At 70.8% G+C, this 15,807-nt stretch carries 13 protein-coding genes; 8 read left to right on the top strand and 5 right to left on the bottom strand.

The features are described from left to right. Nucleotides 1-2: 2 nt before the first annotated feature. Entirely contained in the window at nucleotides 3-416 is a 414-nt protein-coding gene (locus AB0M88_RS33875) for an AraC family transcriptional regulator (protein WP_364109708.1), read from the bottom strand. Between the two features lie 86 nt (nucleotides 417-502). On the opposite strand from AB0M88_RS33875, the gene AB0M88_RS33870 reads away from it, so the two are divergent. Then, nucleotides 503-1,525 (top strand): class I SAM-dependent methyltransferase, encoded by a 1,023-nt coding sequence (locus AB0M88_RS33870; protein WP_364109706.1) that lies wholly within the window; start codon nucleotides 503-505, stop codon nucleotides 1,523-1,525. Here the strand turns inward: AB0M88_RS33870 and AB0M88_RS33865 are convergent. After that, nucleotides 1,485-1,967, bottom strand: coding sequence for a CAP domain-containing protein (locus AB0M88_RS33865; protein WP_364109704.1), 483 nt, complete (start codon nucleotides 1,965-1,967; stop codon nucleotides 1,485-1,487). The two genes, AB0M88_RS33870 and AB0M88_RS33865, sit on opposite strands and share 41 nt — an antisense overlap. 207 nt (nucleotides 1,968-2,174) lie before the next feature. On the opposite strand from AB0M88_RS33865, the gene AB0M88_RS33860 reads away from it, so the two are divergent. Beyond that, complete coding sequence (locus tag AB0M88_RS33860; RefSeq protein WP_364109702.1) at nucleotides 2,175-4,388, top strand: glycosyltransferase; 2,214 nt, start codon at nucleotides 2,175-2,177, stop codon at nucleotides 4,386-4,388. Between the two features lies 1 nt (nucleotide 4,389). Continuing rightward, complete coding sequence (locus tag AB0M88_RS33855; protein ID WP_364109700.1) at nucleotides 4,390-5,064, top strand: hypothetical protein; 675 nt, start codon at nucleotides 4,390-4,392, stop codon at nucleotides 5,062-5,064. A gap of 5 nt (nucleotides 5,065-5,069) precedes the next feature. On the opposite strand, the gene AB0M88_RS33850 is transcribed toward AB0M88_RS33855, so the two are convergent. Next, nucleotides 5,070-7,184 carry an acyltransferase family protein gene (locus tag AB0M88_RS33850; RefSeq protein ID WP_364109698.1) on the bottom strand — a complete coding sequence of 705 codons (2,115 nt, stop codon included), beginning with the start codon at nucleotides 7,182-7,184 and terminating at the stop codon, nucleotides 5,070-5,072. Nucleotides 7,185-7,259: 75 nt separating this feature from the next. Here AB0M88_RS33850 and AB0M88_RS33845 point away from each other — a divergent pair, with 75 nt between their 5' ends. Both AB0M88_RS33845 and AB0M88_RS33840 read left to right on the top strand, forming a co-directional pair. After that, complete coding sequence (locus AB0M88_RS33845) at nucleotides 7,260-8,831, top strand: hypothetical protein (RefSeq protein ID WP_364109696.1); 1,572 nt, start codon at nucleotides 7,260-7,262, stop codon at nucleotides 8,829-8,831. Further along, complete coding sequence (locus tag AB0M88_RS33840) at nucleotides 8,828-9,784, top strand: glycosyltransferase family 2 protein (protein WP_364109694.1); 957 nt, start codon at nucleotides 8,828-8,830, stop codon at nucleotides 9,782-9,784. The genes AB0M88_RS33845 and AB0M88_RS33840 overlap by 4 nt, the downstream gene beginning before the upstream one ends. A gap of 10 nt (nucleotides 9,785-9,794) precedes the next feature. On the opposite strand, the gene AB0M88_RS33835 is transcribed toward AB0M88_RS33840, so the two are convergent. Further along, on the bottom strand, nucleotides 9,795-11,057 hold the full coding sequence (locus AB0M88_RS33835; protein WP_364109692.1) for a nucleotide sugar dehydrogenase: 1,263 nt from the start codon (nucleotides 11,055-11,057) through the stop codon (nucleotides 9,795-9,797). Between the two features lie 45 nt (nucleotides 11,058-11,102). Then, the gene (locus AB0M88_RS33830; RefSeq protein WP_364109689.1) at nucleotides 11,103-12,938 is read right to left on the bottom strand and encodes a stealth family protein; all 1,836 of its coding nucleotides are present in this window, start codon (nucleotides 12,936-12,938) and stop codon (nucleotides 11,103-11,105) included. A 275-nt stretch (nucleotides 12,939-13,213) separates the two neighbouring features. Between AB0M88_RS33830 and AB0M88_RS33825 the strand changes: the two genes are divergently transcribed. From AB0M88_RS33825 to AB0M88_RS33815, 3 genes are all read left to right on the top strand, one after another. Further along, entirely contained in the window at nucleotides 13,214-13,444 is a 231-nt protein-coding gene (locus AB0M88_RS33825) for a hypothetical protein (protein WP_364109687.1), read from the top strand. A 63-nt stretch (nucleotides 13,445-13,507) separates the two neighbouring features. Next, a complete protein-coding gene (ffh, locus tag AB0M88_RS33820; protein ID WP_364109685.1) occupies nucleotides 13,508-15,067 on the top strand; it encodes a signal recognition particle protein in 1,560 nt (519 codons plus the stop codon). A gap of 102 nt (nucleotides 15,068-15,169) precedes the next feature. Further along, a complete protein-coding gene (locus AB0M88_RS33815) occupies nucleotides 15,170-15,799 on the top strand; it encodes a Uma2 family endonuclease (protein ID WP_364109683.1) in 630 nt (209 codons plus the stop codon). The last annotated feature ends 8 nt before the right edge of the window (nucleotides 15,800-15,807 follow it).

Raw genomic sequence — 15,807 nt, 5'->3', positions numbered from 1 at the left:
CCTCAGGTTAGGCGCCCGGCGACCTGCTCGCTTATCCGAAACTGCGCCATCTGGACGCACCCCGGCACCACGACCGGCCCGTTGCCGGCCCGGTAGGCCGACGGCGGCTCCCCGACGATCTCCCGGAACGTCCGGCTGAACGAGCCGAGACTGGAGAAACCGACCGCGTAACAGATGTCGGTGACGCTGCGGTCGGTCTCGCGCAGCAGGAACATCGAGCGCTCCACCCGCCGCCGCTGGAGGTAGCGGTGAGGCGTCTCCCCGAACACGTCGCGGAAGCAGCGGCTGAAGTGGGCCGGCGAGATGTGGGCGACGGCCGCGATGGCCGGGACGTCGAGCGGCTCGGCGTAGGCGCGGTCGATGGCGTCCCGCGCCCGGAGCAGGCGCCGGTTCAGTTCCTCGACCTTTCGGCTCACATCGCCATGCTAGGCAGCCCTGGTCCGTAACCGGTTCTCCACCTCGGCGTTGACGAGGTGTGTCGGACCGATCGTGGAGGTTGCTGATGGGGCGCCTGCGCACCCTCACCCGTCGTCAGCTGGTGCTGGTCGCCGGGGCCGCCGTGCTCTGTGCCGCGGTCGCCGGCACCGCGCTGACCGGGCACTTCGGCGCCGCGCTGACGGTGCTCGGCGTGTTCTTCGCCGGGCTGCTGGCCGGGCTGCTGCTGATCGCCCGCCGGCTGACCGGCCTGGCCACCGCGCATCGCAAGGCCCAGCAGGACGTCCGCACGATCCTCGAGCAGACGCAACGGCGCGTGCTCGGCGCGGTCGAAGAGCTGCTGCTGAACGCCGGCGACCGGCACCGCGAGCTGACCGACAAACTGGCCGCCCAGCAGAAGTCGGCCGCGCACGGCACCGACCACCTGCTGCGCGCGCAGACCCGGGAGATCGAGGGGCTGTTCCAGCTGTTCCAGGACTTCACCGCGCGGGCGCCGATGCCGTCCTCGGGCGGGTTCGCGCTCAACCCGACCGACCTGCTCGGCCTGCTGCACCTGGTGCGTACGCGCAAGCCCCGGCTGGTGCTCGAGCTGGGCAGCGGGACGTCGACAGTGTGGATGGCGTACGTGCTGCAGCAGACCGGCGGCAAGCTGGTGTCGCTCGACCACGAGACCGGCTACGCGCAGAAGACGCGGGAGGCCCTGGAGCAGCACGGCCTCACCGACGTGGCCGAGGTCCGCGACGCCCCGCTGCGCCCGGTCGTCCTCGACGGCCGCACCTTCCCCTGGTACGACGTCGACGCCTGCGCCGACCTCACCGACGTCGACCTGCTCGTCATCGACGGCCCGCCGGAGAAGACCGGCCCGGACGCGCGCTACCCGGCCATGCGGGTGCTCGAGAGCCGGCTGGCCGACCGGGCGACGATCCTGTTCGACGACGCGAACCGGGCCGCCGAGCAGGCCGCGCTGCTCAAGTGGGTGGAGACGATCGAGGGCCTCACCCAGGAAGGTGAGGCCCTCGGAAGACACGCCGTGCTGTCCTACGACCGGCTCAGAAGCCGAAATCCTGCGTGTAGTACGGCGTCCCGCTAGCGGAGAACACCGCGCCGACGCCGACCGTGGTCGCCTTGCAGTTGAGCAGGTTGGCCCGGTGCGGCGGGCTGGCCAGCCACGCCTTCACGACATCGACGCCGGTGCGGTAGCCGTAGGCGATGTTCTCGGCCAGCGGGTGCGGGTAGTGCGCCACCTTGTCGCGGTAGACGAAGTCCGAGCCGCCCCGGCCGGTGTGGCTGAACGCGCCGGTCTGCGCCATGTACGCCGAGTGCCCGGTGCTGGCCGCGGCCAGGCGGGCGTCGTTTCGGAGCGCCTTGCACCCGTGCAGCGCGCGCTGCTTGTTGGTCAGGTAGGCGATGTCGCCGGCGATCTTCGCCGGCGAGTCCGCGGCCTGCGCCGGGGATGCGACCAGGACCAGGCTGAGCAGGGTGGCGGGGATCGTGGCGATCAGGGCCAGACGCTTGATGATCGAGGTACGCATATTTTCCGGAGCCTTTCCGCGGTGGTCGGCCCGGCTGCTACCGCCGGGTTCACCGACCAAGTTCGGCGCCGGGCGAGGCCGCCTGACGCCTCCCCGGGTGCCTTGGCGGGGCCCTTCGGTTGCGGCCCGGTTGACTACCGGACGCCGGGTGCGGAGCCGTTGCGAAGCGGGTGCGGTCTCGTTGTTCCGAACGGACCTGCCCACGACTTGTTCCGAACGGACCTGCCCACGATCGAGGAGCCCACCATCGTGTACGACGTGGCGATCCTGTCCGACTTCCGCTATCCCGGCGGCACCTCGGCGAGCATCGCCGCCGAGGTGCACGCGCAGGCCGAGGCGGCGCTGTCCACGGTCCTGGTGCATGTGCCGTCGCCGCACCAGCCCCGGGCCCTGCCGTTCAGCCCCCGCATCAGCGACCTGATCCGCGACGGGGTGGCGACGCTGGCCCGCGAGGACGAGCCGGTCAGCGCCCGCCTGCTGCTGATCCGGCAGCCGCGCATCTTCACCGAGGACCTGCTGACCCCGCCCCGGGTGCGCGCCGACCGTACGGTCATGGTGATCAACCAACCGCCGGGAGACGCCGAGAACCCGTACCGCTACTACGACTTCGCGGCCGTCCGGGAACGGGTGCACCGCTACTTCGGCGACGACGTGGTGTGGGCCCCGATCAGCGACCAGGTACGCGACCAGGTGCTCGAGGTCGCCCCGGACGCCCGCCTGGCCGACCGGGACTGGCACGAGATCATCGACGTGGCGCACTGGTGGCGTGACCGGGACTCGTTCGTCGGCGACGTGCCGGTGATCGGCCGCCACGGCCGCGCCGACCCGGTGAAGTGGCCGCGCGACCCCGAGCAGATCCTGGCCGCCTACCCGGAGACCGACGACCTGCGGGTGCGGGTGCTCGGCGGCGGCGAGATCGCGGTCAAGCGCCTCGGGCGGCAGCCCGGCAACTGGGACATCGTCCGGTTCGGCGCCGAGCGGCCGGACGAGTTCCTGCGCACCATCGACTTCTTCGTCTACTTCCACGACCCGGAGTGGCTGGAGGCGTTCGGCCGCACGATCCTCGAGGCGATGGCCAGCGGCGTGCCGGTGATCCTGGGCGAGCACTTCCGCCCGAGCTTCGAGGACGCCGCCCTCTATTGCGCGCCCGCCGAGGCGCCCGGCCTGGTGAAGGAGCTTTATGCCGACCGCGACCGCTATCAGGAGATCGTGCGGAAGGCCCGCGAGTTCGCCGAACGCCGCTACGGCCACCAGTCCCACCTGACCCGGCTGACCGCCCTCGGCATCGGTTCCAAGATCGCGGTGCCGGCCCCGCGCCGGAAGCCGGGGCCGGTGTTCGAAAAGCACCGGATCCTCATGCTGAGCGACAACGGCGCCGGCATGGGCCACCTCTCCCGGCTGATGGCGATCGCCCGCCGGCTCCCCGGCGACTTCGAGGCGGTCATCGCCACCCAGTCGTACGCCGCCCCGGTCGCGATCCGGGAAGGCTTCCTCACCGAGTACATCCCGTCCCGCAAGGTGCTCGACGCCGGCCGCCCGCGCTGGACCCGGCTGCTGCGGGAACGCCTGGCCCACCTCATCGAGCTGCACCGGCCCGAGATCGTGGCGGTCGACAGCGTGCCCCACGACGGCATCGTCGCCGCGGTCGAGGACCACCCGGGCGTCACCTGGGTCTGGGTGCGCCGGGCGATGTGGCAGCGCGGCGTCGGCGACGAGTGGATCGCGGCCGGCAAGGTCTTCGACTACGTGCTGGAGCCGGGCGAGTTCGCCGAGGCCGCCGACGAGGGCCCGACCGTGGCCGAACGGGCGACCGCGCACCGGTTCGGGCCGGTCACCTTCCTCGACGAGCCGGAACTGCTCGACCGGGAGACCGCGCGCCGGGAACTCGGCCTGGACGAGCGTCCGGCGGCCCTGCTGCAGCTGGGGGCCGGAAACATCGACGACATCTCGTCGCCGGCTGTGCGCGCCGGCACGTTCCTGGTCGACCACGGCTTCCAGCTGGTGATGGCCGAGTCGGCGATCGCGACCGGCCCGCTGCTGCCCCTGCCCGGGGCCAAGGTGGTCAAGCTCTATCCGGTCAGCCGCTATCTGCGGGCGTTCGACCTGACGGTCAGCGCGGCCGGCTACAACTCGTACCACGAGCAGATCGGCTTCGCGGTGCCGACGGTGTTCCTGCCCAACCGGCAGACCAAACTGGACGATCAGGTCGGCCGGGCCCGGTTCGCGGCGACCGCCGGGGCGGCGCTGATCGTCGAGGACCCGTCGTCGGACGAGCTGGAACGCGTACTCGCCCAGGCGGTGAGCCCGGCCGTACGGGAAGCACTGATCCGGCGCTGCCGGGCGCTGGCGTTCCGGAGCGGCGGTGGCGAAGCCGCCGCCTGGCTGAGCGGGCTGACCGCCCGGGTGAGGGCAAACGCCTGAGATGCACAAGCAGAAGACGATCCCCGAGGTCGACTGGAACCGGCACGCGCTGGAGCGGGCCCGCTGGGAACTCGCCGCGATGGCCGGCCGCCTGCGCACCATCGAGGGCCGGCTGGCCGAGGAGCAGCAGAACGCCGAGGAGTCCCGCAAGGAGGCCGCCCGCGAGCGGCGCCGGGCCGACCGGCTCCTCGGCAGCGAGTCCTACCGGCTCGGCTTCGGCCTGGTCTCGCTGGTGAAAGACCCGGTGCACACGGTGCCCCGGCTGGCCCGGGCGGTGCTGCGCCGCCTGCGCGACCGCCGCCGCACCACCCCGCCGGTCAAGACCAGGGCGCCGGTCGCGGCCCAGCGGCCGCCGGTCCACCTGTACGTGCTGATCGGCCTCGACGAGGACGGCCTGCGCGAGTTCGTGCTGACGTTGCGGCAGCGCCTGCTGGTCAACCCCGACCACCGCCCGGTCGTGGTCACCGACAGCCCGTCCTTCAGCCTGCTGCGCGACCTGGGCGTCCTGCTCGAATATCTGCCCGACCGCGAGACGTGGGACCGCCACCGCCCGGACGAGTCGTGGAACGACGTGCTCACCCGGCGCCTGGCCCAGCTCTACCGCGACCACGACACGGCCCGCACCATCATCGTCGACCGCACCCAGCCGCCGACCCTGGCCGACCTGTTGCGGTAGACGGCCTAGCGCGGGAGCGCGGCGGCCAGCAGCGGCGCCAGCGCTTTCGCGTACGTCGTGGTCATGTGGTTGGAGTCGCGGTAGACCAGGGTGTTGCCGACCACCGTGGGGCAAGCGTCGGTGCAGAACCACGTGATGGGGTCGATGATTCTGGCCGCCCCGCTCGTCGCGTACGAAAGGAACACCTGTCGTTGCACCGGGCCGCGCAGCGCGGAATGCAGGCTGCGCCGGCAGTTGGTCGCGTGCTTCTGATTCTCGGGCCGGCCGAGGCATTCGGGCACCGACTGGCTCATGTACGGGGTGTCGGCGATCGCCGCCACCTTCGAGCCGGTCGCGCTGAGCTCGCTGAATGTGCGGTCCCAGGCCGTTTTCCACTGCTTGCCCTCGTCGGGCTCGGGGTAGGCCGGGCGGTAGTTGAAGCTCGATCCGATGACCACGAGGGCCGGCTTGAGGGCGGTGATCCGGGCGACCGCCGAGCGGTGGAAGGCCGCGCATTCGGTGTAGGGCCGCTTCAACGTGTCGTGCCAGAGCGGGAGATCGGCAGCCGAGCACGAGCTCTTGCTCAGCGAGACGAGCCGCCAGTGGTTCTGCTGGGCGATCAGGTCGAGGGCCGGAAACCATTGCGCGGCATGGGAATCGCCGAACAGCACGACCGTCGTGGTGGAGTTCGGATCGCCGAAGACGCAGCCGTCCGGGGCCGCGGTGACCGGTACGTCGACGTGGCAGCCGTTGTCCCAGACGACGGCGCGGTCGCGGGCGGCCCGGCTGAGCCTGGGTTGCAGGTTGGCCGGGAGGATGTCGAGGCCGCGGCTCTGCTCGATGAGAGCGGCCAGCGCGGTGCCGGGATCGGCCGCCCCGGCGAGGGCTGTCCGCAGGTCGGGCTGTTTCGCGCCGACCGGAATCGCGTGGGGGAGCAGCACCAGGGCGCACGCGACGATGGCCGCGGTCGCCGACAGGCCGGCGCCGAGGGTCAGAGCTTGTCGCGGACGGTCGCGCAGGCGGCGGATCGGGCTCTCGACGAAGCGGTAGGTGAGGGCGGCCAAGCCGAGGGCGCCGGCAGCGGCCAAGAGGCGTTGCGTGGTGGTGTGGGCGGGGGCGATGACCAGGACCGGCCAGTGCCAGAGGTACCAGCTGTAGGAGAGGCGGCCGATGGTCTGCATCGGGGCGAGGGTCAGGAGGCGGCCGACGCCGGCGCCGTCGGCGGCCAGGAGGAGCGCCGCGCCGCCGACCGGGAGGGCGGCGCGCCAGCCGGGGTACGCCGTGGCGTCGTCGAATCGGATCGCGGCCAAGAGGATCGCGGCCAGGCCGGTCCAGCCGAGGAGTAATGGGCCGTGTTCCACGAGCCACCCCCGCCCTCTGGGTGGGGCCGAGTCAACCACACCCCCCTGACGTTTTCTCGCGGTTGTCCACAGGCCCAGCAGCGCCCCCACACCCAACTCCCAAACCCGGGTGTGCGGCCCGAAATACGCCCAGGGCGCCGACCGGGCCGTCTCGGTCACGCTGAGCGCGAACGAGGACAGAACCAGAAGAGTGAGGACCACGGCCAGGATCCGCTTCCAGCGGCTCAGCGCCAGAATCAGCAACGGCCAGAACAGGTAGAACTGCTCCTCCACGGCCAGCGACCAGAAATGCTGGAACGGCGACGGCGACTGATCGGCACTCAGATAGTCGGTCCCGGTCCAGGCGAATCGAAAGTTCGCCACATAACCGGTCGCCGACAGCGCATCCTTCGCGAACGATCCGAGGCGCACCACCGGCAACAGGAACCGCGCCGCCACCAACGTGACGACCAGTACCAGAACGGCCGCCGGCAACAACCGCACCGCCCGCCGCGCATAGAACCGCGCGATCGACAGCCGTCCGGTGGAGGCCTCCCGCACCAGCAGCGACGTGATGAGGAAGCCGGAGATCACGAAGAAGACGTCGACCCCGACGAAGCCGCCGGGCACCAACCGCACCCCGACGTGCCCGAGCACGACCAGCAGCACGGCGACGGCCCGCAGGCCTTCGATGTCGGCCCGGAAGCCGCCCGTTCCCCGGTCCGGGTGGCCGCCGGGGAGAGTTCGCTGGCTCGGCAGGCCGGCGACCGGGGTCCGTTCGGCGGTGACGAAGTTGCGCACGCTTGCCCAACGTCCCCGGCCGCGCTTGGACGCGTGCTCTCGCAACTTCGCCCGCCGGGCTGTCGTTGGTCCATCGTGACCGTCGAGACCGCTCCGCCGCCGTCGCCGGCCCGTCCGGCCCGGGCGCAACCGCCGGCGGTCGTGGTGGCGCGCCCGTGGCGAGCGGTCGTCCGGAACTGCGTCCTGGTGCCGCTGATCGTGCTGATTCCACTGGTCGCCCTGACTCCGTCGGCCGACCACCGGTTCAACGTCTATTCGAACGGTGGCCTCTACGCCGGCCGCCCGTGGCGGATGGTCGTCACCGCGGTCGAGTCGGTCCCGCAGTTCCTGCGGCTCGGCAACTTCCGCCCGCTCGGCCGGATCGTCGAGTGGTCGCTCGATCTGCTGGCGTTCGGGCTGACCGGGCTGCTCGGCGTGCCGGCCAACATCGCTCTGCGTCTGGTCTCGTTCGCCGCCGCGATCGTGCTCACGCTGGCCGCCGTGGTCTTCGCCGAGGCGGTGACCTCGCGCGGGCGCCTTTTCGCGAGCACCCCGTCGGTTCTGGTCGCGACCGTGCCGTTCGCGGTCGGCATGGGTTTCGTGGCGGCCGGCCGCACCAGCACGACGGTCCTGTTCGGGGGCCTCTATTTCCTGTCCGCGGCGCTGGTTCTCGGCGTCGCCGCGTTCGTCTGCCGGATCACCCGCCTGAACTGGCCGCTGGCCCTGCTGATCGTGTTGGCCGGGGCCGCGCTGGCCTCGTTCAACGAGCTGGCCGCCCTGGCCCTGCCGCTGACGACCGTGGCGGTCGTGGTGCGCGAGCGGGTCGTGCTGGGTCACGGCTGGAGACGACCCGGCGTCAACGCGGCCATTCTGCTCTGGCTCGGCTTTCTGCCGGTCTTTCTTCCCGTACGCGTGATCATCTACTCGATCTGCGCCCACGGTGCCTGCTACACCGGTTCCGACGTCGCCCTGCCCGGCGCCCCGGCGGCCCTGCCCAACCGCCTCGCCGCGTGGCTGCCCCCGCTGATGTGGCACCGGGCGGCCGACGGCACCCACCTGCGGCTGATCGGCGTCCTGCCGGCGCTCGCGCTGCTCGCCCTGGCCCTGCTGGCCTGGCGGGCGACGCGGCAACTGGCCCGACTGGCCGCTTTGGACCGGCGGCAGTCGTTCGGGCTCGCCGGGGTCGCCGCCGCGGCCCTGCTTCTCGGCGCGGTCCTGTCCGCGCTCAACTCCGACCTGCAGGAGCTGGCCCGGCAGGGCGTCTGGGGCCAGGGGTGGCGCGAGAGCGGCCTGACCGGCGCGGCCGGCGGCGTCCTGGTCGCGGCGCTGGTCGCCGGCCGGTGCCGCACGTGGGCGGCGGCGACGCTGGTGCCGCTGGTGGTGGCCGGGACGATCGCGGTCGCGGCCAACAAGGCGGTGCACGACGGGAGTTCGGCCGGGAGTTACCCCTATCTGCACGACCGGATCGCGCAGGAGATCGCCGACTTCGACCCGACGGCGGCCGGTGACGCCCGCCGGTGCGAGCTGCGCGCGCTGTTCGTCAAGACCTCCATCGCCAACCATCACGGCCGCGTGGATCAGCCGGAACTGGAGCGCATCGACGTGAGCCTGAACCGGGCGACTCGGCAACTGGACGGGCACCGCTTCTGCGCCAAGGCACCCCGGTGAGCCCGCTCGTCTCGGTGGTCACGCCGATCTACAACGAGGGCCCGGGCGTGGACCGCTTCGTGGAGCGCCTTTCCCAGGTTCTCCGCGATGAGGAATTCGAGCTCGTCCTCGTCGACGACGGCTCGTCCGACGACTCCTGGGACCGCATCCGCACGCGGGCGGCGGCCGACGAGCGGGTCCGCGGCATCCAGTTGTCCCGCAACTTCGGCAAGGAGGCGGCCGTGCTGGCCGGTCTCGAGCACGCCGAGGGCGACGCGGTCGTGGTCATCGACTCCGACCTCCAGCACCCGCCGTCGGCCATCCCGGCCATGCTGCGGCTCTGGCAGGACGGCTTCCAGGTGGTCGAGGCGGTCAAACGCAACCGCACCGGCCAGGGCCTGATCGGGCGGCTCGGCGGCAAGCTGTTCAACCGCGCGTTCACCGGGCTGACCCAGGTCGACCTGGTCGACGCCACCGATTTCCGGCTGCTCAGCCGTACGGCTCTGGACGCGCTGCTGCGGCTGCCCGAGCATTCGTCGTTCTTTCGGGGCACCAGCAACTGGATCGGGTTCCGGCGCACCACGATCGAGGTCGACATCGACCACCGGGAGGGCGGCGCGTCCCGCTGGACCTTCCGCTCGCTGTTCCGGCTCGCGGTCAACGGGCTCACCTCGTTCACCTCGGCGCCGCTGCACCTGGTGACCTTCGTCGGGCTGGCCTTCGCCGCGTTCGCGGTGCTGCTGGGCGCTCAGACCCTGATCCGCTGGGTGCGCGGCGGCTCGGTCGCCGGCTTCCCGACCGTCATCCTGCTGCTGCTCGTGCTGGGCACGTTCATCCTGCTCGGACTGGGCGTGATCGGGGAATACCTGGCCCGCATCCACGAGGAGGTCCGGGCCCGGCCGCGCTATCTGGTGCAGGAGAAGTCCGAGGCGCCCAGGCCGGTGGTCATCGGCCAGCGGTCCGAGCGCCCCTGACGACGTTCCTTCAGAGGCGGTGCGCCTCGTGCGTGGTGGTCACGCCGCGCGTGTCGAAGAACCGCTTGGCCACCCCGGCCAGACGGTCGGCGTCGTACTCCCGGTGGTGCTGCACGAGGATCACGAGGTCGGCCGCCGCGGTGGCACCCTCCAGGTCGTCGGTCCGCGCCACCTCGACCTCGCCCACGGTCCACGACGTCACGTGCGGGTCGTGATACTGCACCGTCGCCCCGAGAGCGGTCAGCAGGCGGGCGAGCGGGGTCGCCGGCGACTCCCGCTGGTCGGCGATGTTCGCCTTGTACGTGACCCCGAGCAGCAGAATCGTCGCCCCGTGCACGGCCTGGCCGTCGGCGTTGAGCAGGTTCTGCGCGCGCCGGGCCACGTAGTCGGGCATCGTCGCGTTGATCTCCTGGGCCAGCTCGACGAAGCGGAACGGATAGCCGAGCTTGGTGCGGACGTTGTGCGAAAGGTAGTTGGGGTCGATCGGGATGCAGTGCCCGCCGACGCCCGGCCCGGGATAGAACGGCTGGAAGCCGAACGGCTTGGTCGACGCCGCGTGGATCACGTCCCACAGGTCGATGCCGAGCTCGTGGCAGAACCGCGCCATCTCGTTGACCAGCGCGATGTTCACGTGCCGGTAGGTGTTCTCGAGCAGCTTGGCCGTCTCCGCCTCGCGCGTGCCCTTGGTCCGCACGACCGTCTCGATGAACCGCCCGTAGAACGCGGCCACCCGGTCGGTGCAGTCCGGCGTGTACCCGCCGACCACCTTGGGCGTGTTGCGGGCCCCGAACTTCTCGTTGCCCGGGTCGATCCGCTCGGGGGAGAAGGCGAGGTGGAAGTCGATGCCCGCGGTCAGCCCGGAGAGCTTCTCGAGCAGCGGCCGCACGACCTCGTCGGTGGTGCCCGGGTAGGTCGTCGATTCCAGCACGACCAGCATGTCGGCCCGCAGGTTGCGCCCGACCGCCTCGGTCGCCCCGACCACCGCGCGCAGGTCGGGCCCGTCGCCCTCGGCGAGCGGGGTCGGCACGCAGATCACCGCGGTCCGGGCGGTCGCGATCAGGCGCTCGTCGGTGGTGGTGTGGAAGCCGTGGGCCAGCATCTCGGCCACGTCGGCGTCGCTCAGGTCGTCCACGTGCGACCGGCCTTCGCCGAGTGCGCCGACCACACCGGCGTTCACGTCGAAGCCGAGAACCTTGAGTCCCGCGCGGGTGGCCTGCTGGGCGAGCGGCAGTCCCACATACCCCAGCCCCAGGATGACAACGTCATAAGTCACGAAATTTCCCCTTCAAAAAGACGCGGACTGCCGCGGGACGGGTGGTCAGGCGACGGAGGAATCGGAGGACGGCGAAGCCGGCTGAGCCGGCAGGGCGATGTCCGGATGGATCGGGCCGGCGGCGGCCGGCCGCGTCGCCTGCCGCGCCAGCACGGGCGTACGCGGCGGCTCCAGCACGGTCGTACCGTCCCGCGGCGTCGACAGCTCGAACGGCGCCGGGAACGGCAGGTACGCCGGCAGGAAGTCGGCCAGCAGCGCCGCCTGCTCGGCCGCGGCCGCCGGGTCGGAGTCGGTGTCGTTGAGGCAGAACGCGTCGAGATGCCGGTCGTGCAGCAACCGGCTGAGCCGGAACGGCGTCGACGGGTCGGCCAGGTCGGTGTACATGTACTTGATCTCGCCCGGCGCGGCCCGCCCGGTCAGGTACGCGTAGTACTGCTGAAGCGAGGAGAGCAGCGAGATGTCGTCCGGATGCCGGAACTGGTGCCCCGCGGTCGCCTCCACCTGCTCGGCGAACCGCAGCTCGATCTCGGCCAGCACGCTGCGCCGCGACGGGTGCGGGGTGTGCTTCATCTTGCGGGTCAGCACCCGCCCGAACGCCTCCTGGATGAGCCGCCGGTTGTTCTTCCCGGCCGAGTTGGCCGGCGGGTCGCTGGGCAGCCGGGGCGCCGAGTCGACCAGCGCGGTCGACGGGAAGAACCGGGTCAGCCCGCCGGGGGTGAAGAACATCTCGGGCGCCACCGGCCGGCCCAGGAAGACGTCGTCGTTCAGATAGAGGAAGTGCTCGGCCAGCCCCGGGATCCGGTGCAGCCGCGACTCGATGGCCTGCGAGTTGAAGGTCGGCAACCGCCCGGTGTCGCCGAAGATCACCTCGTGCGGCACCACGGTGATCCGCGGGTGGCCGGTGTCCAGCCAGGCCGGCACCTGCCCGTCGGTGACCAGGAACACGTGGCGTACCCAGGGGGCGAAGGCGTGCAGCGCCCGCATCGAATAGCACAGCTCGTCCCGCGACACGTACCGCGAGTCGTTGGCCGCCTGATCGCTGACCTCGGTCACCCAGCCGTTCTCGCGCAGCGCCCGCGCCTTGCGCTCCCGCCAGGCCGGATCGTTGCCGTCCACCCAGGTGTAGACGACGTCGATCGGGAAGCTCACGCGGTCCGGACTGACCATCGTGAACACGTCGCGGGTGCGGTAGTGGGCGGTCTCCCCGGGCACGCAGAACGGCCCGAAGACGTGCTCCGGCGCGAACACCGCCGGCTCGTCGGCGGCCACGACGTCGGCGACCGGGTTGCTGCGCGGCCCGGTCAGCGTGCCGCCGGCCTCCCGCCAGAACTCGATCTCGCAGCCGAACGCGGTCCCGAACACCAGGCTGCCGAGCCGGTCGGTCACCGGCCAGCTCACCCGGAGGACCTTCGCGGCGCGCCGGGCCCGCCGCGGCTGCCGGCTTCGCCTCGGCAGCACGATCTCCAGACGCCCGGCGTCGCTCGCGCTGAGTGCCTCGAGCACGCTCACGGTCCGGTTACGGTCGCTTTCCCGTACGGCGAGAGCCGTCCCGGTCAACGACTCGACCGGCACGCGGAACCAGTCGATTCCGGCCGTGTCGAGGGCGGCCACGACCCGGTCGAGGTTGTCGCGGCGTACCCCCGCGGGCGTGACCCGAGTGGCACGCCGGGCCGGCATCCGGCCGCCGGCCGTGCGGACTCCGATGATCGTGGCGTCGGCCGCCAGGCCGGGCCGGGGCCGGGCCCCCAGGGGCACCAGCAGGCGCGCCGTCCGCAGCCGGCGCTCCGGGGCCACGCGGGGGAGCAGCCGTTTCTGGGCTCCGGCGAGCATCCGCCGCCGGACCGGCCAGGGTGCTAAGCGCAGGATCCGCCGCAGGGGCACGCCGTCGTCCTTCCGCCGGTTCCGTGGGCACGACCGCGGCTTCGTCCGGCGACCGCCGTAGTCACTGATCCCTCAACGGCGTCCGTATACCGGAGGTTGCGTCCCGTACCGCCTTTTGTGTCACCTATCGCCGGTATACGCGGTTTGCGGGGGTGGCGGACTCGAACGGCGCGGCTCGACCCCTACGGGTGCGCTTCAGGGGTTCGGCCGATGGGCGGGGTTGCTTCGCTGAGGCATGGTTGAGGTCGAACTCTTCCCTCGCGCAGGAGGCTCCGATGGGTAAGGCGTTGGCAGTACTGCTCGCCGGTGTGGTGGGCGTGGTCCTGGTCGGATGGCTCTTCGTCTCGATCATCGGGCCCGTGTTGTTCTACTTGGTCATCGGCGCGATCGTGGTCGCCGGTGGTGCCCTGCTCTATGCCAAAGCCAAGAGGGCGGTGGCGCCGGGCAGCCGCAATCACAACCGGATCGAGGCCGCCAAGGAGACCTACCGCATGCGCAACCGGTAAGGCTTCGCCCGGCCGGTTAGGCTTGCGTCATCAAACTCCCTCTGACCAACGGGAAGTTTTACTGTGTTTGACGCACTGAGTGACCGGTTGTCCGGAATCTTCACCAAGCTCCGCGGCAAGGGCAAGCTCACCGATGCCGACATCGACGCCACCGCGCGCGAGATCCGTCTCGCCCTGCTGGAGGCGGATGTCGCGCTGCCCGTGGTCAGGGCGTTCATCAACAATCTGAAGGAGCGGGCCCGCGGCGCCGAGGTGTCGCAGGCCCTCAACCCGGCCCAGCAGATCATCAAGATCGTCCACGAGGAACTGATCAACATCCTCGGTGGCGAGGGCCGGCGGCTCCAGTTCGCCAAGCAGCCCCCGACCGTGATCATGCTGGCCGGCCTCCAGGGCGCCGGCAAGACCACGCTCGCCGGCAAGCTGGCCCGCTGGCTCAAGGCCCAGGGCCACCAGCCGATGCTGGTCGCGGCCGACCTCCAGCGCCCCAACGCGGTCAACCAGCTGCAGGTCATCGCGGGCCGGGCCGGCGTCGACATCTACGCGCCCGAGCCGGGCAGCGGCGTCGGCAACCCGGTGCAGGTCGCCAAAGACTCGATCGAGGTCGCCAAGCGCACCGCCAAAGACATCGTCATCGTCGACACCGCCGGCCGCCTCGGCATCGACGAGGAGATGATGCAGCAGGCCCGCGACATCCGCGACGCGGTCGACCCCGACGAGACCATCTTCGTCATCGACGCGATGGTCGGCCAGGACGCGGTGCAGACCGCCGAGGCGTTCCGCGACGGCGTCGGCATCAGCGGCGTGGTCCTCTCCAAACTCGACGGCGACGCCCGCGGCGGCGCCGCGCTGAGCGTGCGCCACGTGACCGGCGAGCCCATCCTGTTCGCGTCGACCGGTGAGAAGCTCGAAGACTTCGACCTCTTCCACCCCGACCGCATGGCCAGCCGCATCCTCGGCATGGGCGACGTTCTGACCCTCATCGAGCAGGCCGAGCAGGCCTTCGACGAGGATCAGAAGGAGAAGATGACCGGCAAGCTGCTCGCCGGTGAGCAGTTCACGCTGGAAGACTTCCTCGACCAGCTGATCGCCGTGCGGCGCATGGGCCCGATCGCCAACATCCTCGGCATGATGCCGGGCATGGGCCAGATGAAGGACCAGCTGGCCGAGCTCGACGACAGCCACTTCGACCGCATCACGGCGATCATCCGCTCGATGACCCCGCAGGAACGCACCAACCCCAAAATCATCAACGGCTCCCGCCGCGTCCGCATCGCCAACGGCTCCGGCGTCACGGTCATGGACGTCAACCAGCTGCTCAACCGCTTCGTCGACGCGCAGAAGATGATGAAGCAGATGAGCGGCATGATGGGCCTGCCGGGCGGCCGCCGCAAGGCGACGAAGAGCCCGAAGAACAAGCGCAAGGGCGGCAAGGGCGGCTCGTCGCGCCCCCGCGCCGGCGGCCTGCCGGCCGGCTTCCCGGGCGGCATGCCCCAGCTCCCGCCGGGCATGGACCCGGGCGCCCTGGGCGGCGGCGCGCCGGGCCTGCCGCCGGGCTTCAAGCTCCCCAACCTCGACTTCAGCAAGCTCAACAAGCCAAAGCGCAACGACGGCGACAAGAGCTGAGCGGCGCCTTGATCTGGTCGCACGCCAATTCGGCGACGGGTAGCGAAGTAGGCTTGACGAGCGACAAGCTGGCATTGAGCGTCTAGTCAAGGAGCTAGTAGCATGAGCGGCGATCCCATCGAGGAGGAATCGATGACCGCTGTGATGCTCCCGGTTGACCCCGCCCTGCTTGAGCGAGACGACCTGACCGTCGACGACCTGGTGGACCTTCCCGAGGATCTCCGCTATGAGTTGATCGACGGAAGGCTCGTCTTGACCCCGCGCGCCCTGACTATCCATAACTTCATCGGCCGGCAGACGGCCAACGCCATCGACGAGTTCAGTCCGGAGGAATTCGTCTCCGACAACGAACAAGCAGTTCTTGTGAACCTGCGTAACGAGTTCGTTCCCGACGTGATGATTCTCCGCGCCGAGGGTGCGAACAGGTCGCCGGTGCTCCCATCGGACGTGTTGCTGGTCGTCGAGGTCGTGTCCAAGTCGTCCGAGAGCACTGACCGAAGCGACAAAGCCGGGAGCTACGCGAGCCTGGGCATACCGCATTACTGGATCATTGATCCCTTGCGCGAACGGGTGACCCTGTCTGAGCTGCGCCTGGACACGGGCGGCTACCGCCAGGTCCTCGAGACCGATCAACTGGTCACACTCGACGAGCCGTGGAAGGTGACGCTCGACCTGCCGGCGTGGACCCGGAAGCGGGATCGGCTTCGGGCGGCGGCGTCGGCTGACGTGTGACGCGGCGA

The organism is Actinoplanes sp. NPDC051411, from assembly GCF_040682075.1.
Classification (GTDB): Bacteria; Actinomycetota; Actinomycetes; order Mycobacteriales; family Micromonosporaceae; genus Actinoplanes.
Note: the sequence above shows the minus strand (reverse complement) of the source record. Positions and strands in the feature narration are given on the sequence as shown.

Coding starts and splice junctions, on each gene's coding strand:
- AB0M88_RS33825 (WP_364109687.1), top strand. CDS start 13,214: ATGGGTAAGGCGTTGGCAGTACTGCTCGCCGGTGTGGTGGGCGTGGTC.
- AB0M88_RS33870 (WP_364109706.1), top strand. CDS start 503: ATGGGGCGCCTGCGCACCCTCACCCGTCGTCAGCTGGTGCTGGTCGCC.
- AB0M88_RS33815 (WP_364109683.1), top strand. CDS start 15,170: ATGAGCGGCGATCCCATCGAGGAGGAATCGATGACCGCTGTGATGCTC.
- AB0M88_RS33865 (WP_364109704.1), bottom strand. CDS start 1,967: ATGCGTACCTCGATCATCAAGCGTCTGGCCCTGATCGCCACGATCCCC.
- AB0M88_RS33855 (WP_364109700.1), top strand. CDS start 4,390: ATGCACAAGCAGAAGACGATCCCCGAGGTCGACTGGAACCGGCACGCG.